The 26,761-nt window shown below is 68.5% G+C and carries 24 protein-coding genes and 3 pseudogenes; 11 read left to right on the top strand and 16 right to left on the bottom strand.

All coding sequences use genetic code 11. The annotated features are described in order from the left end of the window. Window positions 1–316: 316 nt before the first annotated feature. Entirely contained in the window at window positions 317–955 is a 639-nt protein-coding gene (locus ACFVJX_RS02260; protein WP_384124983.1) for a DUF3995 domain-containing protein, read from the bottom strand. Window positions 956–1,815: 860 nt separating this feature from the next. Continuing rightward, entirely contained in the window at window positions 1,816–2,679 is an 864-nt protein-coding gene (locus tag ACFVJX_RS02255; RefSeq protein WP_384124985.1) for an SDR family oxidoreductase, read from the bottom strand. 154 nt (window positions 2,680–2,833) lie between these two features. On the opposite strand from ACFVJX_RS02255, the gene ACFVJX_RS02250 reads away from it, so the two are divergent. Then, entirely contained in the window at window positions 2,834–3,238 is a 405-nt protein-coding gene (locus tag ACFVJX_RS02250) for a winged helix-turn-helix transcriptional regulator (RefSeq protein WP_384124987.1), read from the top strand. Window positions 3,239–3,637: 399 nt separating this feature from the next. On the opposite strand, the gene ACFVJX_RS02245 is transcribed toward ACFVJX_RS02250, so the two are convergent. From ACFVJX_RS02245 to ACFVJX_RS02235, 3 genes are all read right to left on the bottom strand, one after another. Continuing rightward, window positions 3,638–4,651, bottom strand: a complete 1,014-nt coding sequence (locus tag ACFVJX_RS02245; RefSeq protein WP_384124989.1) for a zinc-binding dehydrogenase — start codon at window positions 4,649–4,651, stop codon at window positions 3,638–3,640. Further along, window positions 4,638–5,081: a MerR family transcriptional regulator gene (locus ACFVJX_RS02240; RefSeq protein ID WP_384124991.1), complete on the bottom strand. Its 444-nt coding sequence runs from the start codon at window positions 5,079–5,081 to the stop codon at window positions 4,638–4,640. Before ACFVJX_RS02240 ends, ACFVJX_RS02245 begins: the two co-directional genes overlap by 14 nt. 397 nt (window positions 5,082–5,478) lie before the next feature. Next, complete coding sequence (locus ACFVJX_RS02235; protein WP_384124992.1) at window positions 5,479–6,099, bottom strand: TetR/AcrR family transcriptional regulator; 621 nt, start codon at window positions 6,097–6,099, stop codon at window positions 5,479–5,481. A gap of 50 nt (window positions 6,100–6,149) precedes the next feature. On the opposite strand from ACFVJX_RS02235, the gene ACFVJX_RS02230 reads away from it, so the two are divergent. After that, window positions 6,150–6,701 carry a GNAT family N-acetyltransferase gene (locus ACFVJX_RS02230; RefSeq protein ID WP_384124994.1) on the top strand — a complete coding sequence of 184 codons (552 nt, stop codon included), beginning with the start codon at window positions 6,150–6,152 and terminating at the stop codon, window positions 6,699–6,701. Window positions 6,702–6,786: 85 nt separating this feature from the next. Next, window positions 6,787–8,790 (top strand): helix-turn-helix domain-containing protein, encoded by a 2,004-nt coding sequence (locus tag ACFVJX_RS02225; RefSeq protein ID WP_384124996.1) that lies wholly within the window; start codon window positions 6,787–6,789, stop codon window positions 8,788–8,790. Window positions 8,791–9,400: 610 nt separating this feature from the next. On the opposite strand, the gene ACFVJX_RS02220 is transcribed toward ACFVJX_RS02225, so the two are convergent. Beyond that, window positions 9,401–10,363, bottom strand: coding sequence for a D-alanyl-D-alanine carboxypeptidase family protein (locus ACFVJX_RS02220; RefSeq protein ID WP_384124998.1), 963 nt, complete (start codon window positions 10,361–10,363; stop codon window positions 9,401–9,403). A 257-nt stretch (window positions 10,364–10,620) separates the two neighbouring features. Between ACFVJX_RS02220 and ACFVJX_RS02215 the strand changes: the two are divergent. Next, window positions 10,621–10,875, top strand: a pseudogene (locus tag ACFVJX_RS02215) (hypothetical protein); the annotation flags it as partial. Between the two features lie 473 nt (window positions 10,876–11,348). Here ACFVJX_RS02215 and ACFVJX_RS02210 read toward each other — a convergent pair. Then, window positions 11,349–11,474 (bottom strand): annotated as a pseudogene (locus tag ACFVJX_RS02210) (IS5/IS1182 family transposase); the annotation flags it as partial. A 237-nt stretch (window positions 11,475–11,711) separates the two neighbouring features. Further along, window positions 11,712–12,635 carry an SDR family NAD(P)-dependent oxidoreductase gene (locus ACFVJX_RS02205; protein WP_384125000.1) on the bottom strand — a complete coding sequence of 308 codons (924 nt, stop codon included), beginning with the start codon at window positions 12,633–12,635 and terminating at the stop codon, window positions 11,712–11,714. Window positions 12,636–12,757: 122 nt separating this feature from the next. Between ACFVJX_RS02205 and ACFVJX_RS02200 the strand changes: the two genes are divergently transcribed. Continuing rightward, complete coding sequence (locus tag ACFVJX_RS02200; protein ID WP_384125002.1) at window positions 12,758–13,423, top strand: TetR/AcrR family transcriptional regulator; 666 nt, start codon at window positions 12,758–12,760, stop codon at window positions 13,421–13,423. Window positions 13,424–13,699: 276 nt separating this feature from the next. On the opposite strand, the gene ACFVJX_RS02195 is transcribed toward ACFVJX_RS02200, so the two are convergent. After that, on the bottom strand, window positions 13,700–14,239 hold the full coding sequence (locus tag ACFVJX_RS02195) for a hypothetical protein (protein WP_384125004.1): 540 nt from the start codon (window positions 14,237–14,239) through the stop codon (window positions 13,700–13,702). 469 nt (window positions 14,240–14,708) lie between these two features. Between ACFVJX_RS02195 and ACFVJX_RS02190 the strand changes: the two genes are divergently transcribed. Beyond that, window positions 14,709–15,089: an FKBP-type peptidyl-prolyl cis-trans isomerase gene (locus ACFVJX_RS02190; protein ID WP_384125006.1), complete on the top strand. Its 381-nt coding sequence runs from the start codon at window positions 14,709–14,711 to the stop codon at window positions 15,087–15,089. Window positions 15,090–15,151: 62 nt separating this feature from the next. Here the strand turns inward: ACFVJX_RS02190 and ACFVJX_RS02185 are convergent, their stop codons facing one another. Continuing rightward, window positions 15,152–16,411: a cation:proton antiporter gene (locus tag ACFVJX_RS02185; RefSeq protein WP_384125008.1), complete on the bottom strand. Its 1,260-nt coding sequence runs from the start codon at window positions 16,409–16,411 to the stop codon at window positions 15,152–15,154. A 310-nt stretch (window positions 16,412–16,721) separates the two neighbouring features. Here ACFVJX_RS02185 and ACFVJX_RS02180 point away from each other — a divergent pair. Further along, window positions 16,722–17,291, top strand: a pseudogene (locus tag ACFVJX_RS02180) (zinc-binding dehydrogenase); the annotation flags it as partial. Window positions 17,292–17,338: 47 nt separating this feature from the next. On the opposite strand, the gene ACFVJX_RS02175 reads toward ACFVJX_RS02180, so the two are convergent. Further along, complete coding sequence (locus tag ACFVJX_RS02175; protein WP_384125010.1) at window positions 17,339–17,485, bottom strand: hypothetical protein; 147 nt, start codon at window positions 17,483–17,485, stop codon at window positions 17,339–17,341. Window positions 17,486–17,564: 79 nt separating this feature from the next. Further along, window positions 17,565–18,506 (bottom strand): SDR family oxidoreductase, encoded by a 942-nt coding sequence (locus ACFVJX_RS02170; protein WP_384125011.1) that lies wholly within the window; start codon window positions 18,504–18,506, stop codon window positions 17,565–17,567. A gap of 511 nt (window positions 18,507–19,017) precedes the next feature. Between ACFVJX_RS02170 and ACFVJX_RS02165 the strand changes: the two genes are divergently transcribed. The 3 genes from ACFVJX_RS02165 (at window position 19,018) to ACFVJX_RS02155 (ending at window position 21,588) form a co-directional block, all read left to right on the top strand. Next, window positions 19,018–19,197, top strand: coding sequence for a DUF6480 family protein (locus ACFVJX_RS02165; RefSeq protein WP_384125013.1), 180 nt, complete (start codon window positions 19,018–19,020; stop codon window positions 19,195–19,197). 268 nt (window positions 19,198–19,465) lie between these two features. After that, the gene (locus ACFVJX_RS02160; protein WP_384125015.1) at window positions 19,466–19,729 is read left to right on the top strand and encodes a hypothetical protein; all 264 of its coding nucleotides are present in this window, start codon (window positions 19,466–19,468) and stop codon (window positions 19,727–19,729) included. Window positions 19,730–20,349: 620 nt separating this feature from the next. Next, on the top strand, window positions 20,350–21,588 hold the full coding sequence (locus tag ACFVJX_RS02155) for a PP2C family protein-serine/threonine phosphatase (protein WP_384125017.1): 1,239 nt from the start codon (window positions 20,350–20,352) through the stop codon (window positions 21,586–21,588). 181 nt (window positions 21,589–21,769) lie between these two features. Here the strand turns inward: ACFVJX_RS02155 and ACFVJX_RS02150 are convergent, their stop codons facing one another. The 4 genes from ACFVJX_RS02150 to ACFVJX_RS02135 all read right to left on the bottom strand — a co-directional run bounded on the left by ACFVJX_RS02150 (window position 21,770) and on the right by ACFVJX_RS02135 (window position 25,821). After that, the gene (locus tag ACFVJX_RS02150) at window positions 21,770–22,861 is read right to left on the bottom strand and encodes a DUF5954 family protein (protein WP_384125019.1); all 1,092 of its coding nucleotides are present in this window, start codon (window positions 22,859–22,861) and stop codon (window positions 21,770–21,772) included. Between the two features lie 423 nt (window positions 22,862–23,284). Then, window positions 23,285–24,262: an SDR family oxidoreductase gene (locus ACFVJX_RS02145; RefSeq protein ID WP_384125021.1), complete on the bottom strand. Its 978-nt coding sequence runs from the start codon at window positions 24,260–24,262 to the stop codon at window positions 23,285–23,287. Further along, window positions 24,259–24,696, bottom strand: coding sequence for a MerR family transcriptional regulator (locus ACFVJX_RS02140; RefSeq protein WP_384125023.1), 438 nt, complete (start codon window positions 24,694–24,696; stop codon window positions 24,259–24,261). Before ACFVJX_RS02140 ends, ACFVJX_RS02145 begins: the two co-directional genes overlap by 4 nt. 318 nt (window positions 24,697–25,014) lie before the next feature. Continuing rightward, window positions 25,015–25,821 carry an SDR family oxidoreductase gene (locus tag ACFVJX_RS02135; RefSeq protein WP_384125025.1) on the bottom strand — a complete coding sequence of 269 codons (807 nt, stop codon included), beginning with the start codon at window positions 25,819–25,821 and terminating at the stop codon, window positions 25,015–25,017. Between the two features lie 63 nt (window positions 25,822–25,884). On the opposite strand from ACFVJX_RS02135, the gene ACFVJX_RS02130 reads away from it, so the two are divergent. Continuing rightward, complete coding sequence (locus ACFVJX_RS02130) at window positions 25,885–26,670, top strand: helix-turn-helix domain-containing protein (protein ID WP_384125027.1); 786 nt, start codon at window positions 25,885–25,887, stop codon at window positions 26,668–26,670. The last annotated feature ends 91 nt before the right edge of the window (window positions 26,671–26,761 follow it).

The raw sequence follows: 26,761 nt of genomic DNA, 5'->3' as shown, positions 1-26,761 counted from the left end.
TTCCTCCCGACTGTTGATCCCGGCGCGACATCGCGCGGCAGGGCAGTGGTTGAACGACAAGGTCAGGGGCTGTCTCGTTGTCCATGGTGAAGATGCCGTGGATGCCGACTCCCCTGCTCCGTCGATCATCCCGGGCAGACGTGACACGGGGACTCGGCCCGTCTCCGACAAGTGACGTCACTTGTCACCAGGCTCACCGAAGCGGCAGTGCCGGCCATCGGTCCCCGGCCCTGCCCGGAGGTCGATCTCTGGGCCAATGCACCAGTGCGGCCATCCAGGCCTCGGCCGCGCCGGAGCGGAGCGCCCGCGCGGGGCCTCAGCCAACTGCGAAGTGCGCGTTGCCGAGCGCCAGGAACAACCCGAACACATCGACCACCGCAACACCCACCAGCAAGGAAAGAGACCACGTACGGCGGCCCCCCGGGGTGCGGATGAACTGCCGGCCGACCAGAGCCAGCAGAAGACCCTGAATCAGGAAGCATGGTTCGAACACCCACAGATCCCTGACAGCAGACACATGGTGGTCCTGCGCCAGCGCCGCCCCGCTCACCCCGGTCGCATCCGGAAAATCGACGGCATCGTGCACACCGGCCAGGTAGAGGGTCTTCGTCACGAAGCCGAAGACAGCATGAGACGCGCAGACCACAGCGCCGCACCAGAGAGGAGCGAGAACCGCCCAGGCCGGCACCCGCCTGGAGAATCGGTGGTCAAGTGCGAACACCCAGGCCGCACCGATCAGCATGATGCCGGACACAACCCAGTTGGCTTTCCTCACCGCATCGGCGTTCTGCAGTGCGGCCAGCGGCACCCCCCATGTTCCGCCGACCGCCCAGTACACATGGAGTCCCATATAGAGGAGAGTGAAGGCGACGGTCAGGTAGATATTCCGCGACCGCTTCCCTTCGTCGGCGTTTCCGACTGTCTGTCCCATGGGTTCTCTGTCCAGTGCCGTCACGGAGCGCTTCTTTCGTCATGAGTAGCGGTTCTCGCGGTCCGCTCAACGTCACGCGAAAATCAGCCCCTTGCGCAGGCGATCACGGGGGCTCACTCGTACTGCCAGGACCCCGGTCACCATCTCGAACGTCCGAGATGCCGACCATGCGCAAGATCACAAGGCCAGAACATCACGGAGCTGTCGACCACAGTAGGAAACGATCGCTGGCTGGCACCATTACATAAATGCACCATCTGCTGCCCGCAGAGTTCCGACATGCCCTTCTGCGGGAACTGCCTCGACTCGAACTGTGCAGTTTCAAACCGCCATGCGCCATCTCCAACCTGGCCACCCGGTCGCCTGCTCGGTTGCTCGGTTGCTCGGTTGCTCGGTTGCTCGCCGCGAGCGTTGTGCCGACTGTTCATGCACCTTCGGTGCCCAAGCGGCGACAGCCATGGCCTGCTGGAGGATGAGGACGAGGGCAGCCAGGGGCGATAGGCGCTCGAGCTTCTTCTCGCGCAACTGCCGAGCCAGCTGACCGCAGCGCACCCGCAGCCCTACGGCCCGATTAGGCTCGCCCGGGGCAACCTCGACGTCCACAGGCCGCCGAACTGCAGAAGAGTTCGCCGAGGCCCGCGGCCGGCTGACCGTCTGCCGCCGCGTGCACCCCGACCTCAACCGCGTCGAGGGGACCTGGTCCCTTCTGCGACGCGGGGTGCGCTCCGACGTCGCCTCAGTACCCTCGAACACCTCGTCCCGCGCATCCGGCGCGGCCTACGGCACCTCCAGTCACGCAGGGATCTCATGGACGGTCGCCTCATCCGAGACCGGTCCGACAGTCAGACCCGCTTGCGCAACCCGGCCACATCACAAGTTCAAGCTCAGTGCCGCAGGGCGGCCGCGAGCGCCTCGGCCAGGCTCATGGTCGGGCGGCCGATCAGGCGGCGCAAGTCGCCGGAGTCGGTGTACATCTCGCCGCGGTTCATACCGCGGTCAGCGTCAGCGAGGACCTCTGCCAGTTCGGCGGGTAGGCCCGCGGCGGCCAGTACCTGGGCGAATTCGGTCACCGGGAGGTCGGTGTAGGCAACCTGTTTTCCGGCCGCAGCGGAGATCGCGGCGGCGAGCTCAGTGAGGGTGAATGATTCGTCGCCGCCGAGTTCGTAGACGGCGCCGGTGTGGCCTTCGGCGGTGAGGACGACCGCTGCGGCCTCGGCGTAGTCGGCGCGGGACGCGCCGCTGATCCGCCCCTCGCCAGCGGCGCCGACGACTGCGCCGTTCTGCAGGATCTGCGGCAGTTGGCTGGTGTAGTTCTCCAGGTACCAGCCGTTGCGCAGTAGCACGTTGGGGATTCCGCGGTCCCGCAGATACTCCTCGGTCTCGCTGTGCGTAGCGCCGATGACGGTGGTGGCTGTGTCCGCGTGCGTCGTGCTCGTGTACGTCACTTGCGACACGCCTGCGGCCGCCGCCGCGTCGATCGCACGCCGGTGGTTGGCGACCCGCTCACCCACGGGGACCGAGGCCGAGATCAGCAGCAGCCTGTCCGCCCCCGCGAATGCCTCGACCAGACCGTCGGTGTCCGCGAAGTCGGCGCGGCGTACCGTGATGCCTCGGTCGGCCAGGTCCTTGATCCTGGAGATGTCCCGGCCTGTCGCGATGATGTCCGCGGCCGGGATCCCGCGCCGCAGCAGTGCCTCGATGGTGAGCCTGCCCAGCTGGCCGGTGGCTCCAGTGACGACGATCGGCATGATGGTCGTTCCTTCCTTCCGCGCGTGCATCGCACGCCTTGCCGCAGTCCGTCTGCGGTGGGATGGAACCCAGCATGACCTGGACACTCTCCATCAGGGAGTAGCCACTTCTTGGTAGGGTACTTACCCAATGGATAGCATTGAGGTGAGCCGCATGACCGCAGTCGAGAACGTGACCGGGCCCATACCGTCGTTCGATCCGTACGAGCGCGGCTGCCCTTCGCGGGACCTGCTGGACCAGATCGGCAGCAAGTGGGCGGTCCTGGTGCTGGGCGAGCTGGGCCGGAACGGTACCTCTCGGTTCGGCCGGCTCCGGCAGGCGCTGGCGGGCGTGAGCGAGAAGATGCTCACCCAGACGCTGCGCACCCTCGAACGCGACGGGCTGGTCAGTCGGACCGTCTACCCGGAGGTGCCGCCGCACGTGGAGTATGAGCTGACCGCGCTCGGCCAGACGCTGCGGGAACCCCTGAAGGCGCTCACGGAGTGGTCCGTGCTGCACATCGAAGAAGTCATCACCGCCCGCGAAGAGTACGACGACCGTCCTGAGCGCCCCCGGTAATCGGCGGCGGCCGGCGGTCTGCCCCAAGGCACCCCGACCGTCGCGGGCCGGTCCGGCCGGCACCGCCGACGACCCGGCGGCCCTCCTCGGCGACAAGGGCTGCGACTCCAACGCAATCCACGACGCCTTCGTGTCGCCTTCGTCTCGCCTTGCGGCCTCATCTGCTACCGACGCCTCAAGCTGGTCAACTCCTTATCGTGTCCCAAGCGAGGACGGGCAGCCTGCTCAGGCATGTCGGGCGGTGGGCCCACCGCTCAGACCTCACGGCGCGCCCTCGCCGCTGTCCATAGTCCGAGCGTCGCGGGCGGCATGCGGCCAGCGGCCAGCGGCCAGCGGCCAGCGGCCAGCGGCCGAGCATCACCGACGCGACACCTCAGATGGCAGTTCCTTTTGCGATCTCTAACGCCAGGGATCGAAAGCGTGCTTCCCATGAGTCAGCCCCCCTTCGAGTTGCCGGAGCACCGCGGCACCCTCGGCCAGAGCGTGGACTTGAGGGGTACCGGGCGGATACACACCTTGGGTAATAAGCTCCTCGATCTCGACGAGCAATGATCGATACAGGGGTGGTGCTGCCGCTGCGAGTGCGCCGATGTGCAGGCCCTTGATTTGAGCCCGGTAGTTGAAGACCAGGTCGTGCGTCGTGAGGCCGGCCTCGCCGGAAGCCGCACCGAAGACGACGACGCGTCCGGTGAAGGGCCTGGCAACCGACAGGCTGGCTTCGAAGGTGTCCCGTCCCACCGACTCCAGGACCACATCGACCCCGCCCGTCAGCCCCATGATCGCCGCAGACAGGTCGGGACGCCGACCATCCAGTACGACCTCGGCGCCGAGCGCCATGACAATGTCGTGCTTGGCGGGCGACGCCGTCGCGATCACTCGCGCTCCATAGTGACGAGCCAGACGGACGGCAGCCTGCCCCACACCCCCGGCCGCGGCATGGACAAGCACCACCTCACCGGTCTTGATCTCACCCAGCGGCTTGAGTGCCGCCAAGGCAGTTGCCCAGTTCAGCACCAGGCCGAGAGCCTCCGAGTCGCTCCATCCGGTGGGGACCGAGAGAGCTTCTGCCGCCGACATCGTCATGTACTGGGCGAAGGCCCCCGGGCCGGCGCCGACGACATGGGTGCCGACGGCCAGTGGGCACTCCACGTCCGGGCCCACCTGCACTATCTCTCCGGCGGCTTCGAACCCGGCCACATAGGGTGCTTGCGGCCCACCGCCGTAGGTTCCGCGCGTCTGCATCACGTCCGCGAAATTGACGCCGGCGGCGCCCACACGGATCAAGTACTCGCCGGGCCCCGGCTTTGGAAGAACATGGCCGGCCGTCAGCAACAAGTCCTTCGGTCCCTGATGCGAGTGCTGGACCAGTGCCCGCATCGTCGGCTCAGCAGTCTGCTGCTCATCGATCTTCATGCACCGAACGTAGAACCTTCGCACTTACGTCAAGGTCAAGCCAGGTGTTCACAGGTCCGGCAGAGCCGGATCCCGGGTCCCGGGTCTCCCTCAGGTAGGCGTCAAGAGCCGCACGCTGGTCACTGAGAACCGCGATGCGTGCTGCGAGTCGGTCGCGGAAGGCCTGCACCTCGAGGAGAAACTCCTCACACGCCATGCCCATATCGGGCTCAGACGCGCCCGTGAGGTGGGGCAGACCTTCTCTGATCAACCGGACGGGCAGCCCAGCCTCGAGCATCGAGCGAATGATACGCACCCGGTCGATCGTCGACTGGCAGTAGTCACGGAACCCGTTGCTGTGACGACCGGGAACGATCAGGCCTTCTTCTTCGTAGTGTCGCAGCGATCTCGCACTCACGCCGCTGGCCTTGGAGGCCTCGCCGATCCTCATACCGCAGAGCAACACCCAGGAGCACTGCGGTGTTCCAACACCCCTGGTCCCCAAGGCACATAGCCGTGTGCAGATCGCCGGGCCGATGATCCTTCGGTGGAAGGAGCGGCTCCGGGGTGGGTGGACACAGGACACCCCTGCGCCATTCCGTGCGCAGGGGAAGACTCTGCGCGAATCAGCGCCGAATCGGCGGATGTGAGATGGCCTGCGGTTCGGTCCGCGCCGCCCCGGCGTCGTACTCCGCAACCGGCGAGCGCGGGGCAGCCTGCTGCTGCTGACCGATCCGAGGGGGAAACTTCGACACCATTCATTTGACGGCGGCGCTTCGCGCGCTGCACACCCGCCGCGGACGAACCGGCAGACAGCCGCAGTTGGCCGGTCCCGGAAGAGTCGCCCCTCACGCGGGGGGCTCGACGGCGTTTTCGGGCCGGTGCGGTGCAGCCAGTGCGACCAGGTGGCGGTCGAGGAGCTCGATCTGGCGGGGAGGCGGAAACGCCGCTGGATCGAACAAGGCTTGCACCGTCAGCCCCAGGACGAAGGACTGCACGCCGGCCGCGATCCCAGCCGGATCACCAGGGAGGAGCTCACCGAGTTCCTGGGCCGCGGCCACCCGATCACGAAGTGCGTCACGGCTGCGGGCGTACTTGCCGGCGTAGGCGAGCGCCAGCTCCGGGTCGGACAGGACGTGGTCCCAGGAGGAGACCCAAATCAGGTTGCTGCGGATGGTCTCGTCGCCCAGCGGAAGCATGTCCAGTAGTGCAGCCCGCAGAGCCTCGGCCCCGTCGCCCGCAGGGCGCCGGGGTCGGGACACGGTCCGCTCTTCGAGTAGATCCAGAGCGTAGGTGACGAGTGCGCGCTTGGTAGGGAAGTAATGCGTCAACAGACCGGTGGTGGCCTGCAGTTGGTCGGCGACAGCGCGCAGCGTGAGACCGCCGAAACCGCGGGCGGTCATCACCCGCCATACCGCCTCGGAAACGTCGCGTCGGCGCGCCTCATGATCTCCCTTGGTGCGTGGCATGCTCCCACGGTATATTGTCGTAACACCTGTTATGCAAATGGAAGGTCGCCATGTTGTCCCTACCGTTGCGCGAGGGCGCTCGCCTGGGAGCGCTTGAGCTGTGGCACGCGGAAGAGTTCGCCGAGCACATGGACCGGGCTCGCGAGCACATCCGGCCATGGGTCGGGGCCGGGTTCGTGACCCACGATGTGGATGGCGCGCGGGCCACACTGAAGCGGTATGGCGAATGGCAGGCGGCTGACGGTGCCCGCTTGTACGGCATTTGGCGCGATGACGTACTGATTGGCGGCGTGATGTATGTCAGCTTCAACGTTGCTCTCGGCTCGTGCGAGATCGGCTGCTGGCTGGAGCCCTCCGGGGAAGGCCACGGCCTCGTCACGTTGGCCAGCGACGCTCTGCTGAACTGGGCCTTCACCTCGCGTGGGCTGCACCGGGCCGAATGGCACTGCCGTGCGGACAACGAGCGCAGTTCGGCAGTGGCCGAGCGGCTCGGCATGACGTTGGAGGGGGTGCGACGCGAGGCATGGCCGTACGGGGGCAGGTATCACGACAAACAGCTCTGGGCGGTTCTGGCATCGGAGTGGAAGAGCGTGAACGGATGACCGTCGGGGCCCCGGCCATCACCGCTGCGACGCCACAGGCCCGGTAGCAACCGCCACAGGCCGGTAGCAACAAGGAGAGGGCACCGTGCTTACTCTCAACCGTCTCATCGAGACAAGACCGGATCTGCGACTGCGCTGGATTCACCCCGCGCAGGCAAGCGCATACGGTGAGATCCGGGTCGCTGAGGTCACCGCTCTCGTTCCCGCCGAACAAACCGGGCATGACATCAAATCGCACCATCTCCCGGCAACCGGCGGCGGCCTTGCCCTGGTGGCATGGGGGCATTCACAGAGGGCGCGCGACGTCAGGGCACTCTGCGAGCTCATCACAGATCTGAGCCTGCGCAACGCTGCTGGGCTGGTTCTACGAACGCCCGCAAACTCCGTCGCCAAAACTCCCCAGGCGCAGGATCAGGCCCAGGCCCAGGCCCAGGCCCAGGCCAGAGCGGACGAGCTGAAGTTCCCGCTCCTGACGACAGGCGCAGACTCCGAGTGGGTCGGCGTCAACCACTTCATCCAGCAGCAGCGAGCCGTCCTCGCGGAGCGTCATGTCGAGCAACTTGAGAACCTGCTGAACCGGATACCGGCCCGTGTCAACCATTCCCGCACGGCAACGGACATCGTCACGTGGCTGTCCTCCGCTCTGCACGCGGATGTGGCTCTCGGATCAAGCGAGCGGGGCATCCTTGCTGCCGACCCTGGCGGCCGCACGAACCTTGCCCGTCATCTGGCCACCTCGGCAGGGGCCAGCGGTTCCGCGCCTGCCGAACACACACACGCGGTCAGAGTTTTCGGCGGGGGCGACACCCTCGTACTCGGCGTTGCGTCGCACCGTGCTCTTACCGGCACCGAGGTCCGGTTGGTTCGACACGCCGCGAAGCTCCTCGGATTCTCCGAACAGGCACGGAGCGAGCACCAGGCGGTGATCCTGGGACCGCGCTGTGTGAACCAGGCTGCGACACAGTTGCTGATCGGCTTGGAAACGGCGAAGGCACAGATCATCACCCACACCCTCGCCCCTTCCCTCGCGGACACGGAGAAAGCACGTGTTCGCATCGTCGACACCGGCGGACATGACCGAGAAGCGACCTTGCGATGGTGCGAAGACGAACTTGAAGATCGCGCTCTCGTTTCACCCTGCCCAGAAAATGCGACTCAGATCGTTGTCGTCACTTCCGCGCGACATGATCCGAGCGTGGGGGCCGACCTTCAGGCGCTTGTCGGGGGGCGTGGATGGATCGTCATGGGCGTAAGCCGCTTTTATGACGTTGAAGCAATCGGCCCCGCCCATGCCGAAGCCGCCAAGGCACTCCGGAACGCGTCTCGCCTCCCCGGCCGGATCAGTACTGGTGTGCACCCGAAGCTGGCCCCGCTTCTTCCACGCCTGTCAGCGCATGCCTGGGCCACGAACCTGTTGGAGCCTGTGTTGAGGCAACCCAAGCACCGTCAAATCCTCGACACCGTTCGTATCGGGTGCTCCTTCAAAGCTGCGGAAGCCTCCCGGGCACTAGGTATTCACCGAAACACCTTGCGTCAGAGGCTGGCGCGGGCGAATAGCGTGCTCGGGCTGGATCTCCATACCGGGAACGACCGGATTCTCGTTCTGCTGGCCCTGGACATCCTGTCCTTGCCGACCCCGCAGGCTGCCGCTCCAGTGCCCGTACCCAGCCTCGATGACCTGCTGGCTTACGAGATCGAGGCAGTCCGGTCCTGGGCCGAGAGTCGATTGAGTCCCTTGCTCTCCGACCAGAGAGATCTCGAAAACACCCTGTGCGTGTGGTTGGAAAACGATCTGTCGGTGAAGCGGACATCCAAGGCGCTGGGAGTCTCGGAAGTAACGGTTCGCCATCACATCAACGATGTCATAGTCCGCCTCAAGATCGATGTCGAGAAGGACCCGACCAACTTCTACGACACCAGCATGGTGACGATCGCGGACGTAGGAATTGCGACCCATGTCCTGCTGGGCCGTCCACAACTGCGCCAGCCTGAAACCCACTCGGCCCGGAATACGTTCAAGCTTCCTGCCGATTGCAACGTAAATGTGAGAATGCATTCGATGCCGAGGGCGAACACCGCTGCTTTCTGACGGGGGACGCCCCCTCGGAGGACGCCCTCTCGCCAACTGTCATCAACGGCGAGGCACGTGACTATGGTCTCTTCGCGTCCGAGTCTCGCCGTACCAGCTTCGTTCGCCCCTTCGGCCGGGCATTTCCTGGACCGCGTCCCCCACATCTTTCGTCGGCCATCCGGACGACGAGGCACCGCCGGGCCGTCCTGACGCGACCGGGACGCTCCTGTCCAGCGGCAGGAGTCGCTGGACAGGAGCCGACAAGTTCGCCTCGCCGGCCGCCCTCGGGGTCGTGCTGGACGGTTTCCTGGCGACGCCGAACAGCCTCCTGGGGCACTACGCCCGGGCCCGAGGCATTCACTGCCCGGGTCAGCGGCATCACAACAGCGCGCGTGTAGGCGCTGGCTCCCTGGGCTGCGGCTGCTCCCCCGCAGGCCAAGTGGAGGCCAAGGCGGCGCGGCGGGGCTGGCGGTGTGTTCCTTGCTCGGATTCCGCGATTCCTCTGACGGAGTTGATCCGGCAATGGGGGCGGCCGGCGCACGTTCTCTCCGGCGTGGGCAGAGCGGGTTGCTGTCGTGCCCGCAATGTACGTGGCCGGGGCTTCAGCGGACCGGTCGGCCGGAGACGGTCAGTGGGCGAAGCCCCAGTCGAGCATCTTCGCGGCGTCGGCGAAGACCTCTTGGTCGGCGCCGACGATCGCACCGACCAGGGTGCGGTTGTCCCGTTTGGCGGCGAAGACGAGCGAGTAGCCGGCCTCGGCACCGCTGCCGGTCTTGACGCCGAGGGCGCCGTCATAGGTGCTCAGCAGGTCGTTGGTGGTGTTCCAGGTGTAGTACCGGGTCCGGCCGTTGGCCGCCGGGGCCTCCGTCTCGAACTGCTGGAGCTTCACGATGTCGGCGAAGACCGGCTTCAGCATCGCGCGTTGGCCGAGCTTGGCGAGGTCGCGCGCGGTGCTGCGGTTGTCGCCGTGCGAGATACCGTCGAAGGAGTCGAAGTGCGTGCCGGTGAGGCTCAACTGCTGCGCCTGTACGTTCATCTGGTTCTCGAAGTCGGCGAGCCGCGCCTCCTGCGTATCCCCGACACCGAAGCTGTCGGCGAGTGCCATCGCGGCGTCACCGCCGGAAGGGATAAGCATGGCGTGCAGTAGCTGGCGGGCAGTCAGCTTGTCGCCCGTCTGGAGGTCGGCGGTGCTTGCCCCGTTCTCGGTGACGTAGTCCCGGTACTCCTGCTTCACCGTGATCTGCCGGTCCAGCCACTCCGGATGCTGGAGCACCACGAGCGCCGTCATGATCTTGGTGGTGCTGGCCATCGAGACGCTGTCGTCGGCCTTGGTCCCCGCCCACATCGCCCGCTCCTGACTGCCGTCGCGGGCGTCGAGCAGGAAGACGTTGTCGGTGGCGACGTCGGGCGCGGCCTGGTCTCTGGTGGTGGGTGCGCCGTCGCTCCGGTCGTCCGCGGAATGCGTGACGGTGGAGGTCGCCGCTTCGGCGAGGCCTCCTGCCGTGATCGGCAGGACGGCGCCGACCAGTGCGACGGTCGCGAGGCGGGCCCCGGTGCGGTGGATGCGGTTGGGACGGGCGTGCGAGCCCATGGGCCTGCCCCTCTCCCGGCGCGGAGCGCCGGCTCGTTACGAAGATCGGTGTGCAACGAACCTACTTGCGCACGAACAGCCGTTGTCAAGATCGACATGTCATAGCCGGGTAACAGGAATCACGGCCAGGGAGATGTCGTGCAGAAGCCTTGCGGGAACTATGAACCCGGTCATGCACTGTGGTCCGACGACCTCAACGCGTCACGGGCGGCGATTGCGCCACACCGCCCCGATTCGGAACCGGGCGGCTGGGGAACCGGGCGGACCGGTGGGCCGTGAGCGAGGTCAGCAACCAGTCCACTGGCTACTGCCCCGACATCGGCTCCTGGTCGGAAGTCGCTCGCGCTCTGGACGACGTGGGGCTCGAACGACCTTCCGGCTTCACCCACGAAGTGGTGTTCCGGCGATGTCCGGACTGCCAGGAGCTCAACATCGCGCGTGAGGGCGAGTTCGTCTGTGTCTTCTGCGGCAACGATCTGCCGGAGACGTGGAACGTGGATCCCACCGTGTGATGGCCGAGGTTCACAGCCACTCGTTGATGGCCGCGACGAGGCCGGTCGCCTCGTCGCGGACGGTCTGGCGATTGCGTACCTGGCCGGCCTTGCCAGGGATGGTGCAGGGGTCCCGCGACGGCGCAGGTGGGCGCGGTTCTTGCGGGAGGTGTACGCCTCGCCGGCCCGTGGTCGATCAGGCCGGCGGCGCGGCCGGCCCGGCCGGATGCGGGGCACGCGGACCTTTGCCAGCACTGGTTCGAACTGCGGCGAATCGCCGCGCTGCCCGGCCGTGCGGTTCCCTGCAGATCGACCCTGCTTGCGGGCCCCGGCCGCATGCAGGTGGGCGCGGCACCACCGTGAAGTCGACGCTCAGCTCCCATCCGAACGCGCCCTTCGCACCGGCCAGGGGCTGGAGCCGGCTGAGGATCCGGTGCCCAGGTGCCGTTCCGCTGCCACCGGCGAAACAGGTCATAGGCCCGGCCCCACGGCCCGTACTCGACCGGAACGTCCTCCAACTGAGCACCCGTCCGGAACCGTGGGCCGTCGATCAACTGCCGACGGGACCGGACCGGCGGCCGCCCGGCCTTCGCGCCCTTCGGGGGCAACACCTCCAGCATTGCCCACTATTCGTCCGTGAGATCTCCCCGGCCCATGAACCGTGATCATTCACCCCCCCCAAGATCCACTTTCGATACACGGCGTAGTGAGCCAGCGGGCCGTTGACCATCCACGTCCGGGTTCAAGTCCGGGCATCGGAACTCCGCCCGTCGTACCGGGCGGCCGGGTCGCATGCGCGGGTGGTCGGAGAAGGGCCCGCGGAAGTGATGCGTACCGGTTCGGATCCGGTTGCGCTCTCAGGAATCCGTCCGCTGCAGAGTCATCTCGGGGAACATCACCCCGGTGAGCTCCTCGGAGACGGTCCACAGGCGCCGTTGGACCGCCTCGTCGTGCGAGGCGGGGCTGGAGGTGACCAGCTTCGGATACCCCCGGATCTCCCCCCGGTTGCCGGGACCGTAGTACTGGCCGCCGACAACCGCCGGATCGATGGCGGCGCGCAGGGTGGGCAGGGCGCCCATCTCGGCCTTCTGCGTGAGCAGTGGCGCGAGCCAGGTGACGGGCAGCCGAAGTGCGGTGGGTGTGTTGCGGATGAGTTCGGTGTTGGATACGCCGGGATGAGCGGCCACCGCGACCGTAGTGCCGTGAGCCGCGAGCCGGCGCTGCAGTTCGTAGGTGAACATCAGGTTGGCGAGTTTCGCCTGACCATAGGCGGCGGCGCGGCCGTACGAGCGCTCCCACTGCAGATCGTCGAAGTGGATGGCGGCCCGGATGCGGTGGCCGATGCTGCTGACCGTGACCACGCGGGAGCCAGGGACGGGCAGGAGCCGGTCCAGCAGCAGGCCGGTCAAGGCGAAGTGGCCGAGGTGGTTGGTGCCGAACTGCAGCTCGAAGCCGTCGGCCGTCGTCTGCTTCGGGGTGTACATCACGCCCGCGTTGTTGATCAGAAGGTCGATGCGCGGGTGAGCGGCGCGCAGGTCGGCTGCCGCGGACCGGATCGAGTCCAGGGAGGTCAGGTCGAGTGCCTGGACGGTGACGTCGCCGGTGATGCGGGCGGCTGCCAGCCTGCCCTTGTCGATGTTGCGGACAGCCAGCACCACCGTCGCCCCGTGCTCGGCGAGTATCCGGGCGGTCTCGAAGCCCAGCCCGGTGTTGGCGCCGGTCACGATCGCCACCCGGCCGTGCTGGTCGGGGATGTGTTGCTCGGTCCAGTTGCCACTCATGACGCACTCCTAAAACACCATCGGTCTGTTAATGCCCAACCTAAGAGACCGTCGGTCTCCTGTCAAGGAACCGACGGTCTTTAAACTGGATTCGGTCTGTGAGCTGGGGTTAGGGTGAGGGCGTGACATTTCAGCGGGCGCGCAGCGAGGAGCAGCGGGAGATCCGCCGCCGGGCGATCCTGGACACGGCGGCGTCGATGCTCGATGAGATGCCCGTGGCCGATATCAGCCTCAACGAGCTCAGCCGGCGGGTGGGCCTGGCGAAGTCGAACGTCCTGCGGTATTTCGAGTCACGTGAGGCCGTACTGCTCGAACTGCTGGACTCTTTCCTGGAGAGCTGGCTCGCCGAGCTGACGGACGAGCTGGCCGCGGGAATCGAGGCGCACGCGGCACCGAAGGTGCGGGCAGGCCAACTGGCCGAGATCCTCAGCCGGTCACTGGCGGACCGGGTGGTGCTGTGCGACCTGTTCGGCGCGCAGGGCGGTGTCCTCGAGCACAACGTCTCCGTCGAGGTGGTCAAGCGACACAAGCGCTCCTCCCTCGCGCGGCTCGCGGACATGGTCGAACTCGTCCGTCGCCATGTGCCCGAACTCGGCGAAGGCACCCAACTGTTCTGCCTGATGAGCCTGGTCTCGGCGGGTGCCCTGTCGGCCTACGTCCCACCGCCACCCAGCCTCCTTGCCGCCTACGCGGACGAGCCCGCCCTGGGCGTACTCCATCTGGAGCTGCGTGATGCTCTGCGGGCCGCCTTCACCTCGGCGCTTCTGGGCGTACTGCCGCGCGCCTGAACCAGTCCGTCCACTGCGACGCGTATGAGACGCATACGTACGTCCCGAAGACCGGGCAGCCTGAGCTGTAGCCCCGCCTGAGCCGTGGCCCGCCGGATCATGCCGATTTATCTCCCGCAAGGCCGCCGCGCCCGACCGTAAAAGAACCGGCATGTCGTTCCCCGGCGGAACCGAGGGTCGGCGGTCGTCGGCCTGCCGCCGGCCTCGGCGCGGCCGGGAGCTGCTGCGCCGCACATGAGACAGGCGTGTGCACATGGGAAATGATTCGCGTCCTCGCTATGCGTCTCCGGCTTCGGGGGCCAGGGGCACAGGCGGCCGCTCGATGGTGAACGCGCGGGTGACCGGATTGACCCGGGCCGGCAGCACCGTCCCCTGCGTGGCGCTGCCGAACCGGTACTCGGGGACTTCGTTGCCGCACTCGAAGGGTTCGAAACCGGGGCCGCTGATACGCATCAGGAGCCGGACTTGATGGTAATCGTCATTGGTCGGCCGGGCGGATGCGACCGACAGGACCAGGGCGCTCGCATCGACGCCGTGAGCGGCGAGCTGGATCGTGGCCCGCCGTTCCGCACGGGCGAAGAGGATGGTGGACAACCCGACGCAAGCGATGAACGCCGCGGCCAGAGCGAGGCCGGCGCCGGCCCACGCCCACCCATAGCCGGTATCGTCGAGGTCGGCGACAGTGCGTACGGTGACATAGACGAAAGCCCCTCCCCCGCCCAGGAACAAACCCGCGCCCACGACGCACGCGATCGTCGTGATCACAGGGCCCTTGGGGTCCAGCAGGACGGGTTCGTGGGCGCGGGCGATGGCCATCGTCGCACCCTAGCCGAGCAGCAACCCCGTGCCTGCCGAGAAGGCGAAGGCAGCGGCTACGAGCACAGCGAACGGTTCGCATCAGGAGACGGCCCGAGACCGGGTGTCCCTCACCGCGACCTCGCCTACACGCTGACGGTGGGAGCGCCTCCGGTGCCTCTCCCCCGGCTGAGCACGTACTCGACCAACCGGGCCTGCTACCCCTCGTCGCACCTCGGTCGTGACTGAACGCTGGGTCCGTCCGATGAGCACAGTCATGGTCATAGACATGGGCACGGGCATGGGCATAGGCATAGGCATGGGCATGGGCATGGGCATGGGCATGGGCATCGTGCACCGTAGGGCTTGAATCACTCCAGAAAATCAGCGTTACGTCAGCTTGATAATCCATGATGATCTACTGCATGGAGTGACCATGCGCCTGGGCGGTCCGGATGAGGGCTTCCGGTGGCGAGCGAGTGAGGCTGCGATGAGTGAAGTGACCAAGCCCGAGATCGACCTTCCGGAGGGTGACGCTCCCACCGAGCTGACCATCCGCGACCTGGTCGTCGGGGACGGGCTCGAGGCGAAGCCGGGCAGGGTTGTCCAGGTCCACTACGTCGGGGTCACCTTCGAGTCCGGAAGGGAATTCGACGCCTCCTGGGACCGGGGCCGGACGTTCAAGTTCGCCGTGGGAGGAGGCAAGGTCATCAAGGGCTGGGACCGCGGGATCCGGGGGATGAAGGTCGGCGGCCGGCGCGAGATCATCGTTCCTCCACGCCTCGGCTACGGCAACCAGTCACCCTCGCGGTTGATCCCGGCGGGCTCGACACTCGTCTTCGTGGTCGACCTGCTCTCCGTCGCGGTCTGAGGCCTTCCGCTGCCCGCCCTCGCCGCCCGGAACCGAGGTCGGGCAGTCGCCGGCATCCGGCCCTAGGTCCACGGGACCCGGGAACGCCGCTGGTCCAGGTACCTGATTACCGGCGTGGCGGTCGCACCGTGCAGGAGCACCGAGGCGAGGATCGTGAACGCCGCGACTGCCCACAACTCGTCGGCGTACCGGGCGAAGGGCCCTTCCCCGAGTGCGTACGCGAGATAGAAGAGCGATCCGATCCCTCGGATGCCGAACAGGGCCGTGACCGCTCGCTCGCGCCGCCCGGACGGAAACCCCAGCTGGGCGGCGGCACCCGCGAGCGGACGGATCACGATGATGAGGGCGATCCCCAGAAGTACGTCTCGCGGGCCGAGAACCGACAGTCCGTCGGCGACCAGGTAGCCGCCCAGGAGGAAGAGCAGCACAGCGGTCAGCAGACGCTCGATCTGTTCACTGAAGCCGTGCAGCACTTGGTGGTATCCGTGGTTGCGTTCGGCGGCGCGGATGGTGCATGCCGCGACGAACACCGCGAGGAACCCGTATCCGTGTACCAACTCGGTGATCCCGTAGGCGGTGAAGGTGGCGCCGAGCGCGGTGAACCCTTCCATCTGGTGCGAGAGGCGAACATGGGAGGAGCGGAAGAACAGCCAGCCGAGGAGGCGGCCGACGGCGACTCCCGCGATCAGCCCGATGGCTGCTCGCAGCAGTACGTCGGCCACCAGCCAGTGGCCGATCCAGTCCGCGGACCAGCCGTCACCGGCCGCGGTCGCCAGCGCTATGGCGGCGAGTACGAACGGCAGCGCCAGGCCGTCGTTGAGGCCCGCCTCGGACGTCAGCGTGAAGCGCACCTCCTCCTCGTCCTCCTCGTCCTCTCCGCTCGTGGGCTCCCCGACCCGCACTTCCGCGGCCAGGACCGGATCGGTAGGCGACAGTGCCGCAGCCAGCAGCAGGGCCACCGCCGGAGGCCAGTCCATGAGCCACCAGCCCAGCACCCCCATGGCTGCGATGGTGAGCGGAAGGGCAACCCCCAGGAAGCGCCAGGCTCCTGCCCACGCGCGCCATCCGAACGGCCTGTCGATCGCCAGCCCGGCGCCCATCAGCGACACGATCACGCAGACCTCCGTCACATGCTCGACCCATACCCGGTCACGTACCGGGTCCACGACGGGCACGTCGAGCGGCAGCAGGGCGATCGCCGCGCCCGCGGCGAGGAACACCATGGGCAGTGAGAAGGGACGCCGATGGACCACCGGTGGGAGGACGGCAGCCAAGAGGATGCCTATGCCTGCTGCCATGTATATGCCGTGCGCCAACGTCATCCGGTCCCAGGCCTTCTGTCGTTTCTGGCCGCAAGCGGACGAGTGGAACAGTCGCGGTGACTGAGATTGCGGCGGGAGGAATACCCGAATACCCCGCTGCTCGGCGCCCACGCCCGCTTCACAGGACGCGCTCCTCCCCCACGTCCTCCGGCCCCCGCACCGGGTGTCGACCTCCGGCACCGACGCCTCGGAAGCCGAGGGCTTGCGGGCGGACGGTACGGGGGCGTAGGCGAGGCGGACTGGACGGCGGCCGTCGGCGGGCGCCGCAGCACGGCCCGGTCGTAGGACGCCCGGCGTGTGGTCCGTCCCCGGCGCCGCAGGCCTGCCCGTCGCCCTGGAGACCGCCACCCGCGACCTCGACCAACTCGGCGTGTCCGACGGCACGTCCCTGTTCATCAACGGCGCTTCCGGAGGCATCGGCAGCACCGCAGTCCAGCTGGCCGTCGCTCGCGGCGCCCGCGTCATCGGCGCGGCCGGTGCCGCCAACCAGAACTACCTGCGCCTGCTCGGCGCGGAGCCCATCGCCTACGGCGACGGAATGACCGAGCGGGTGCGCACCCTCGCCCCCCACGGCGTGGACGCCGCACTGGACGTGGCCGGAAACGGCGTCCTGGCCGAGCTGATCGACCTCACCCCCGGAGCCGCCGATGTCATCACCCTCGCCGACTTCCGAGGCGCCGAGGACCACGGCGTGCACTTCAATAACGGATTCCGGGACGGGAACGCCTTCCACGCGCTTCAGACGATCGGCGACCTGATCGAGACGGGCCGGTTCTGGCTCCCTGTCGACAAGACGTTCCCTCTCGCCGACATCGCCGAAGCCCACCGGATCAGTGAACAAGGGCGAGTCCGCGGCAGGCTGGTCCTCGTCGTCAACTGACGTCGTCAACTGACAGCCGAGTTACCGAAGGACCGGTTCCGGTCAGGTCAGGGGTGCCTGCCCGGATCGTCGCCTGCGGCGCCCGTCTGCGCGGCGAGGATGACGGCGTCGGTTCGGGCTGCGGACGCGTTGGCCTCCGCCCCCGGGGGGGCCGGGTTGTCGCCGACGAAGCCGGTGGCCCCGACGGCCGCCATGCTCTCGGCATCGCTTTCCTGTGACGCTCAGCCGGGCAGCGAGCAGCACTCACCGGCGCCGACGAACAGCGATGGCGGTTCACCCATCGGATGGCGGGCGGGAGCGGCGGGCCTGGTAAGCCTCCCAGTCGGCACGTCCTCCGATGCCCAGGACGTCAACGGAGGACGTCAGCATGTTGCTGGGGCCGCGCAGTTCGCGGCGGGTGGTACGGGCTACGAGTGCGGGGAAGAGGGGGCGCAGGGGCTGGCACCAGCGGAGCCACGGTGGGGCGTAGATCTGCGGGGTGCGGTGGGTGATGCCCTGGGTGAGCCATCGGGCGACCTGCTCGGGAGTGTGCACGTGGCGGGCGAAACCGGGCTGGTTGCGTCTCAGGGCTTCAAGGACGGGGTGGTCGTTGATGCCGGTGAGCATGTCGGTTCCGGTCCAGTGCACATAGGCGATGCCGACCTGGACTCCTTCGGGCTGAACCTCGCCACGTAGTGAGAGTGCGAACGATTCCGCTCCGGCTTTGGAGGCGCAGTAGGCGCTCATCATGGGCGCGGCGCCGAACGCGGCGGTGGAGGCGATCTGGAGGAAGTAGCCGCGGGTAGCCGTGAGCTGGGGCAGGAAGGCACGGGCGGTGTTGGCGGACCCTGTGAGGTTGACGTCCACGACCCGCTGCCACAGCTCGGCGGCCGTCCGGTCGAACGGCCCGCCCACAGCGATGCCCGCGTTGGCCACGACCACGCTGGCGGGACCGAGTTCGGCGTCCACGCGGTGTGCCGCGTCCGTGAGCGCTCCACGGTCGGTGATGTCTGCCTCTACGCAGATGCTTGGGCCGGGCAGGGATGACGCAGCCTCCTGCAAGGTCGAAGCCTCTCGCCCGAGCAAGGCCACGTGCATCCCGGCATCGGACAAACTGTGCGCGAGTGCCTCCCCGACTCCGCGGGCGGCGCCGGTCACGACCGCTACCCGGCCGCGCAGAGCGCCGGGGCCGGCGGGAGCAGAGGAGGTACGGCGTCGGCCAGGGGTGAGGTGCATCGGCTCTCCTCGCTCCCGTGCCGCGCCGCTGCGGCGAGTCGCCCCCGCACCACTTTCAGCCCGCGAGTCGGCCGCTGCAACCCAACCGATCCCGAGCGCGACGATGACGGCGTACCGGCGCTACAGCGCGAAACCGTCCCTACGCAATCACGCGTGAACCGCGCCATTCTGCGGGGAACGCACGACACACGACCAGCTCCGGACGCGCTGGCTGGACGGTCCTCGTCCGGCAGCACGGGCCGGACACCGGATTCTGTTCGGACCGTCGGCCCGTGGGTGCGCTCACCGGCTGGGTCCCGCTCTCCCAGCGGCGTGCTCGCACCCGCACTCGTCGCGCTCCTCGGCACGTGAACCGTTCGCGCACCACCCGCCACGGGCGAAGAGATGCACCACCGCAGGCCGGCTCGCCCCGCCCTCCCCCAGCAGTCAATCAGCGACTCCCCCACGGTTCCGCTGCCACCCCGGGCAGGGTGAAGATGCGCGAACGGGTGTATGGCACCACCCTTGAAGCATGGCTGACCACCTCGTACCTCCCGGGGAGACCCCTCCGGTGGAGGGCTGCATCGCGGAAGCCCACGAAGAGCGCGCTGACGGAGGCGTGTGGGAGCATCCCGGAATCTGGCTCGGGCTCATCGTCCTCGGCGCGGTCCTCATCGCCGCCTTCTTCATCGCCCGGATATTCGCTCTGTGATCCGAACACCTCCTGGAGCCCGTCTCCGGTTGTGATCATTGAGCTTGCAGAAGGCTGCGCTCGGACACGTGCGCAGCCTCTCCGGTTTCCGACTTCGCGGCGCATCCGCAGGATCCGGGCGTGCACACGTAGAAGCAGTTGCTCCACAACCAGTGATCTTCGACCGATCAGGTGGACTCGAGAGAACTACAGCGCGGTTGCCCACTGCAAGGGCTGCTGGATGTGAGGGTTTGCCTTGCCCCACTGCCATTGCACAGAAGGAGCACCCATGCTTCGTCGCATCGTTATCACCGTGGCCACCGTCACGGCAGCAGGATTCATCGCTGCCGCGCCCGCCGCCGCCCACAACTCTGACGGCGGCCGGGAGGGCGGCAAGATCGGCGCCAACTACACCAAGATCGAGGGAAGCCGCCAGAGCGGAGAGTTCCTGAACCTGGGCGGCCCTTACGGGATCACGTACGCCAAGGGCCACAAGGCCGACTTCGAGGCTGAGCACGGCGAGCTCTACGCCGAGTACCTCCAGAGCCGCTGATTCCCCCATCGCACGTTCCGAAGGGCCCGCCACACGGTGCGGGCCCTTCTTGCGTCCGCACGCGCGCCGCGGTTGGTGACCGGCGTGACCACCCTGTGCCCACCGCGGGTGTGGCTCTCGCACCAGCTTCTGGGTGCGCAGGACCCCGTCGTAGATGCTGCCGGCCAGAGGCATCAGGTCCGCGCCGCGGCCCCGCTGAGGGGCGGCCTCCTCGGTGACCCGCACCACCCGGCGGCCGACAACATCGACGAAGAGGAACCTGACGTGCCGCGCGCCGAACCGCTCGCGGAGGTAGGGCGCGACCGTGTCCACGGACGCTACCGCTGCCGCGCCCTTCGGCCGCGGGCATAGGCCACGCCGGCACCGCCTGCACCGTTCGATCATCCGCCACCGACATCTCCCCAGTCCCTTTCCGCTTCCGCACATCTCCACCCTGACCACACGCACCAGCCGCACGGGACCGCGCGGCCCACTCGCTCCTCACAGCGATCACGAGGGCCCTGCGCCTGAAGGCGCCCTTCCGTGGTGCGGGCCGGCCCGAGGGCATCGCCTCCGACAAACCGTGCGTGTTCACAGCCGGGTGGGCGGGCAGGAGGACGCCTGACGTGGAGGAGGCTGTTGTGACGAGTGACCGGGTGGGACTGGCCGAGGTACTGGAAGCGGCGGAGAACGCCGCGCCCGTCGCCTCTCTGGATGTGGTGGCGGGCAACCTCCGCGACCGGTTCGGCGCGCAATACGTATCGTTCCTCTTCGTCGACCTCGTCGGTCAACGACTTCTGCGGGTCACCGACACGGCGCCGCACGCGCGCCGTCTCGGGCACATATCGCTGCCCGGCAGCAGTCTGTACGACGAGGTCCTGCGCACCCAGAAGTCGGCGCAGGCGCCGGAGGACGGCCACGGCCAGCGGGTGCTCGCACCTGTCACCAACCGCGGCGACACGATAGGCGTCCTGGAACTGTTCCTGCCCCATGTCACCGACGATGTGCTGGAACAGATCGAGGACGCTGCGCACGCGCTGGCCTACATCGTCGTCACGGACCGCCGGTTCACGGACCTATACCACTGGGGCAACCGCACCACAACGGTCAGCCTCGCCTCAGAGATCCAGCGACAGCTGTTGCCGTCGGCGCCCTCCTGCGAGGCAGCGGAGTTCGCCCTCGCCGGCGCCCTGGTACCGGCATCCGACATCGCCGGTGACACCTACGACTACAGCCTGGACCGCGACACCCTGCACCTGTCGGTCACCGACGCCATGGGCCACGACGTCGACGCCTCGCTCATGGCAACCCTCCTGGTCAACGCCTCCCGGGGCGCACGCCGCGCGGGGGCAGACCTCGCCGAACAAGCCCGTCGGACCCACCAGGCGCTGCTCGACCACGGCAGACACACCTTCGCCACGGGCCAGCTCGTCCGCGTCGATCTCGGCGGAGGCCGTGCCCAGGTCGTGAACGCCGGCCACCCCAGACCGCTGCTGCTGCGCGACGGCGGAGTCGCCGAGATCAGCCTGTCGGTGAACCTTCCGTTCGGCGTTGTCGGACAAGGACCGTATCTGGTGCAGGACATCGATCTGCGGCCCGGCGACCGCCTTCTGCTGTACACCGACGGCATGCAGGAACGTGAAGCAAAGGCCGTTGACCTGCCCGGCCTCATCCGCGACACCGCCTCCGAGCACCCGCGCGAAGTGGTGCGCACGCTGGTTACCGCGGTGACGGGCGCCTGCGACGGCCATCCGAAGGACGACGCCACCGTCCTGTGCCTCGACTGGCACGGCCCCCGAACCAACAGCAGCTATGCGGGCGCCAACATCAGCACTTGGTCTCGCCGTGAAGCCCCCGAGCGCGCGTGCTCGGCGAACTGAGCGGCGACACGGGCGCCGCCACACGGCCGCTGATCCGCCGCATCGGCCTGGTGCGCGCCTGGGGCGTCACCGACAAGTCGGAGGCAGCTCAGCTCTCCCACGTCGCCTCGCCCCAAAGCGGCACGAGGATCCTCCCTGCCTGCGGGTCACGTGACCCGCAGGACAAGTCCAGGACGGCCCCTCACACGGCGCTGTCGAAATGGACGGTCCCGTCCTCGTCGAGACGTGGATGCAGTGCTTCCGGGGGGTGGGTGTTGATGTCGGAAGGGCGGGGGCCCTCGGGCCCGTCGGGGCCCCAGCGCAGCAGGCGGCGGGTGCGGACGATCCGGGAGGTGGTGCCGTCGACCTCGATCTGGTTGACGCGCCCCGCCCGGAGCTGGGCCGCGGCCTTGGCGAACACCGTCAGCTCCGCAATCGCGGGGCTGGTGCCTTCGGCGACGGTGGTGTGCGCATCGACATCCGCGTTGGAGTCCAGAGGGATCAGTCCGCGCCTGCGGGGTTCCAGCCAGACCAGGGAGAAGTGCAGGGTTCGGCGTGCGCCGTGTGGGGTGGCGTGCAGGCTGCTGCCCGACGTCCAGGGCTCGTCGCCGGACCGCTCCACGATCTGGAACGCCGCCGGAAGGAGCAGAACATCGGGGTGGCTGTCCACGGCCCGCGCGGAGTCACGCAGCACGGGGGCAGGGAACCTGGTGCCGGTGTAGACCAGGGAGCGCAGAGACAGACGCTCCGCGGCTTGGACGGGAGACAGGGCTGCGTCCGGGTCCAGAATCAGATCAGCATCGACTCTCAAGCCGTCGGCGACGGCGCGGGGACTCCCATCGGCGGTGAGTGGTTCGGGGTCGGTGGGCCGCGGCAATTCGAGGTCTCCGTGCGCGTCCATGCCCCCGTATTCCTCGGCCCGCACCACTCGGTAGCGAGTATCGAGCACGGTGAGTTCGTCGACGCACTCCGTCTCCAGCCGGGTGACCGCCGCGAGCAGTGCACGCCGTTCCGGCCGGTCCTCGGCATCGTCCTTCGCCCGGAACCAGAGCAGGGAGTTCAACGCGTCGCGTGCCTGCTGCGGACAGATGTGGGTGATCTGGACGGCCACCCGCCACCGTGCCCCGTCCTCCTGCCTCTGCGAGGCCACTCCATACAGCGGGCCGCGTACGGCCACGGCACCATTTCGCAGCGCCGCGTCGAAAGCGTCGGCCTCTATCGCGGCCTCGACAGGCTCCACCGGAACCCTCACCACCACTGAACGCCCTGCCGACCCCACACCCTCATTGCTCATGACACCATCCTGGAGGCAGCCACGCACCGGCATCATGGGTTTCACCGGAACATCCACCGTCCGTGCGGTCCAGGACTGGAGTGACCGCAACACGCCGTCACCGGCAAGGCCGGAACCGGCCGACGCCGCAACCGGCTGATCGGCCTGAAAACTCACCCGGTGCCGGCAGCCCTTCCCTCTGTCCGCTGTCCGCACCGCCGGAGTCCGCGGGGCGGAGAACACCCGGCGTCAGTGCAGACAACGCCCGGCGTCAACGCACCGCTCCCCCGGGCCAGTACGCGGCCACATCGCAGACCTCGGTTAGTAGCCGAAGGAGTTGAAGGCCTGTGCCGCGACCTGCGTCACGTCCGCCTGGATGGTCGGTGCCACGAGGGCAGGGAGACCGAGAGCACCAGCCTGGTGGCGCGCTACGCCCGCACCCGGTCAGCCCGTCACGTCCAGCAAGCCCAGGAGCCGCAGGCTTTCGACCGTCTCGATCAAGGTCGTCTCCAGGGGGCGGGGACGCCAGCCGAGTACCTCACGGGCCCGGTCGTTGTGGATGACGGGGCGCGGAATTTCCTCACCCGGTGCCTCCTCGGTCGGTACGCGCCGGGCCAGGGGGCCAAGGTTGCGGCGCAGGGTCCGGGCCACCTCCAGGAAGCTGGTCGTCGGGCCGTCCGCGACGGCCAGGAACCGGTGGCCCGCGGCCTGCGGCGTGGCCATCGCCCGCAGATGCAGGTCCGCCACGTCGCGGACATCGACGACTCCGAAGCGGTGCCTGGGCGCGACCGTCATTGTCCCGTCCAGCATCGCCTTGATCAGCTGGGTCGAGGAGCGCAGTTCCGTGGTCAGCGTCGGCCCGAACACGCCGGTGGGGTTCACGACGACAAGCTCGGTGTCACCGCCCTCCTGTTCCATCAGCTCCCAGGCGGCGCGCTCGGCAACCGTCTTGGACCGCGGGTAGGGTGCCAGTCCAGGCGCTTCGGGGTCGGTCCAGTCGTCCTCGGTGTATTCGGCGCCCGGCTTGGGCGTGTAGCCGACTGCCGCGAACGACGAGGTGAGCACGGTGCGGCGGGCTCCCCCGTCCCGAGCGGCCCGCAGCACCCGCAGCGCGCCGTCGCGGGCGGGGACGATCAGCTCGTCGGGGTCCTCCGGCTGCACCACGGGGATCGGGGAGGCCACGTGATGGACCTCGTCGCATCCGGCCACCGCGGCCGACCAGCCGTCGTCCGCCATCAGATCCGCCGGGACGACCTCCAGGCCGGTGTCATCCGCCTCTCCGCGCCGAACCGCCGCACGCAGTGTCTCCTCGCGCGCCATCGACCGCACCGTGGTGCGCACCTGGCGGCCCTCCCGCAGCAGAGCGGCGATCAGATGGGTCGCCACGTAACCGGACCCGCCGGTGACAAGAACGGGATTCATCTCAGTACCTCCAAACGACCGACCGTCTCCATCAGACCGTCGGTGATGTCCTTCTCCGCGGCGCTGTCACCGCGGTGGCGTGCGTCCCACAGGGCGGCCTTCTCCCGCAGGTAGGCCAGCCGCGCTCGCTGGGCGGCCAGCTCGGCCTCGACGCGCTCTGCGTGCCGCAGCAGCAGGTCTCGCTGCTCGGCCGCCGCGGACCGGCCCCTGGCCCGGTTGGCCAGGTAGGAGCGCATGTCCTCAATCCCGACGCCCACCGCTCGCAGGCACGCCAGGATCTCGATCGCATCGAGATCCCGGTCGCCGTACCGGCGGTGACCGCTGCGCTCGTCGCGCGCGACGGGGCCGATCAGCCCGACGTCCTCGTAATAGCGCAGGGTCGGCTCACTGAGACCGCTGCGCCGGGACATTTCCTGGACGGTGAAGGTCGCCATGCACTCACCACAACACACTTCAAGCGCTTGAAGGCAAACAGCCGCCACCGGCTCCGGAGCTGTCTGCTCGGCCCCACCAGCGGGCCGGAACTCCACGTGGCGGGGGTCAGAACTGGTTCTCGCCGCCGTTGACATGCAGGCGGGCAATTCCTCGCCAGCGGCCCTGCGCCCGGCCCGCGAGCATCCGCGTGCGGCCCCCGCCGCGCGCCCGTGCACACGTGGCTTCAGTGGCGGACGTGCCGGCCGACACAGATGTGTGTCAGCAGGTGGTGGGCGGAGCCGCCCGACGCCCCGGAGCGTCCGGCGGCTCCGTGCCGGTCACGCCCGGGACGCGAGGTGCCGCCAGTCCTGCCAGGTGTCGAGCCGCTCCCGATAGGCCGCCTCGACGACCGGGTAGGGATAGGTGCCCAGGAAGAGCCTCAGGGGTGGCGCATCGGTGTCGACGAGCTCGAGGACGACGGCGGCGGTGGCCCGCGGGTCCTGGGGCGCGCGGGCGGACGCGCCGGCCCGGCGCGCGGAGCGGACGGGCTCGTAGGCAGGGAGCGGCTCGGTGTGCACCGCCGAGGCGCCTGACCAGTCGGTGCCGTAGGGGCCGGGTTCGACGAGGGTGACGTGAATGCCGAACGGGCCGACCTCCTTGGCGAGGGCCTCGCTCATACCCTCCAGGGCCCACTTGGAGGCGTTGTAGAGCCCGAGCGTGGGGAAGGCGGCGAGGCCGCCGAGGCTGGATACCTGCAGGATGTGGCCGCTTTCCTGAGCCCGCAGATACGGCAGAGCCGCCTGCGTCACCCACAGCGGGCCGAACAGGTTGGTGTCGAGCTGGGCGCGGGCCTGCTCCTCGGTGGTTTCCTCAACCATGCCGAACAGTCCGTAGCCCGCGTTGTTGACGACCACGTCGAGGCGGCCGAAGGTCTCGGCGGCCCGCCGCACCGCGGTGGTCACGGCGGTGCGGTCGGTCACGTCGAGGCGGAGTGGGAGGACGTTGTCCCCATGGGCGTCGAGGAGGGGGCGCAGGGTCTCGGGATCGCGTGCTGTGACGGCGACACGGTCGCCGCGGTCGAGTGCGGCTTCGGCCCAGATACGGCCGAAGCCTCGGGACGCGCCGGTGATGAACCAAGTCTTCATGTCGTCGAGCCTGCGCCGCCCGCACACCTTCAGCCAGCACCCCCGCAGGGTTACCCTCGCACCATGGCCGCCGACAACCTCCTGGGAGATTTCCTCAAGGCCCGGCGCGGGCGGGTCGCTCCGGCGGATGTGGGAGTGCCCGCCACCGGGCAGCGCCGGGTTGCGGGGCTGCGCCGGGAGGAACTGGCCCGGCTCGCGGGAATCAGCGAGCCGTACCTGGTCCGGCTCGAACAGGGCGTCGACCGGCACCCCTCGCCCCAGGTGCTGCACTCCCTCACACGCGCGCTGGAGCTGGACGCCGACGCCTCGGCGCACCTGTTCGCCCTCGCCTCTCCAGGCCTCGCACCAACGTCGCGGACCGAGGTCTCCGCAGACGTGCACCGGCTGCTCGACGCGTGGGCGGACCGCCCGGCGTACGTCCGCGACCGCCGCTTCGACGTGCTCGCGGCGAACAAGCGGGCTCGCGCGCTCGCCCCGATGTACGAGCCCGGGCACAACCTGGCCCGGGCGGTGTTCCTCGACCCGGCGTCCCGCCGCCTCTTCCCCGCCTGGGCGGAGGTGGCCGCGCAGACCGCGGCTGCCCTGCGCGCCGAAGCCGACCCGCGCGACCCCAGGACCACCCACTTGGTCGCAGAGCTGGAGACGGACGAGGAGTTCCGCCGGCTGTGGGCGCGGCACGAGACACGGCCCGCCCGTGACGAACTCAAACGCTTCACCCATCCGGTCGTCGGCGACCTCGCCCTGCGCCGGCAGGCACTCACCGTCGGCGGCGCCGAGCAACAGGTGATCATCGTGTACCAGGCTGCGGCAGGAAGTCCGTCCGAGGAGGCCCTGGCCCGGCTTGTGTGACACGCCGGGCGCCACATACAACCCGTACGGCTCGGCTGACGACCCGAGCCGGCCGCACACCCGCCCGCCCTGAGCGATCCGCGTCACACGC

The sequence above is a fragment of the Streptomyces sp. NPDC127177 genome, assembly GCF_042672475.1.
GTDB lineage: Bacteria > Actinomycetota > Actinomycetes > Streptomycetales > Streptomycetaceae > Streptomyces.
This window is presented reverse-complemented; position numbering and strand designations above follow the sequence as displayed.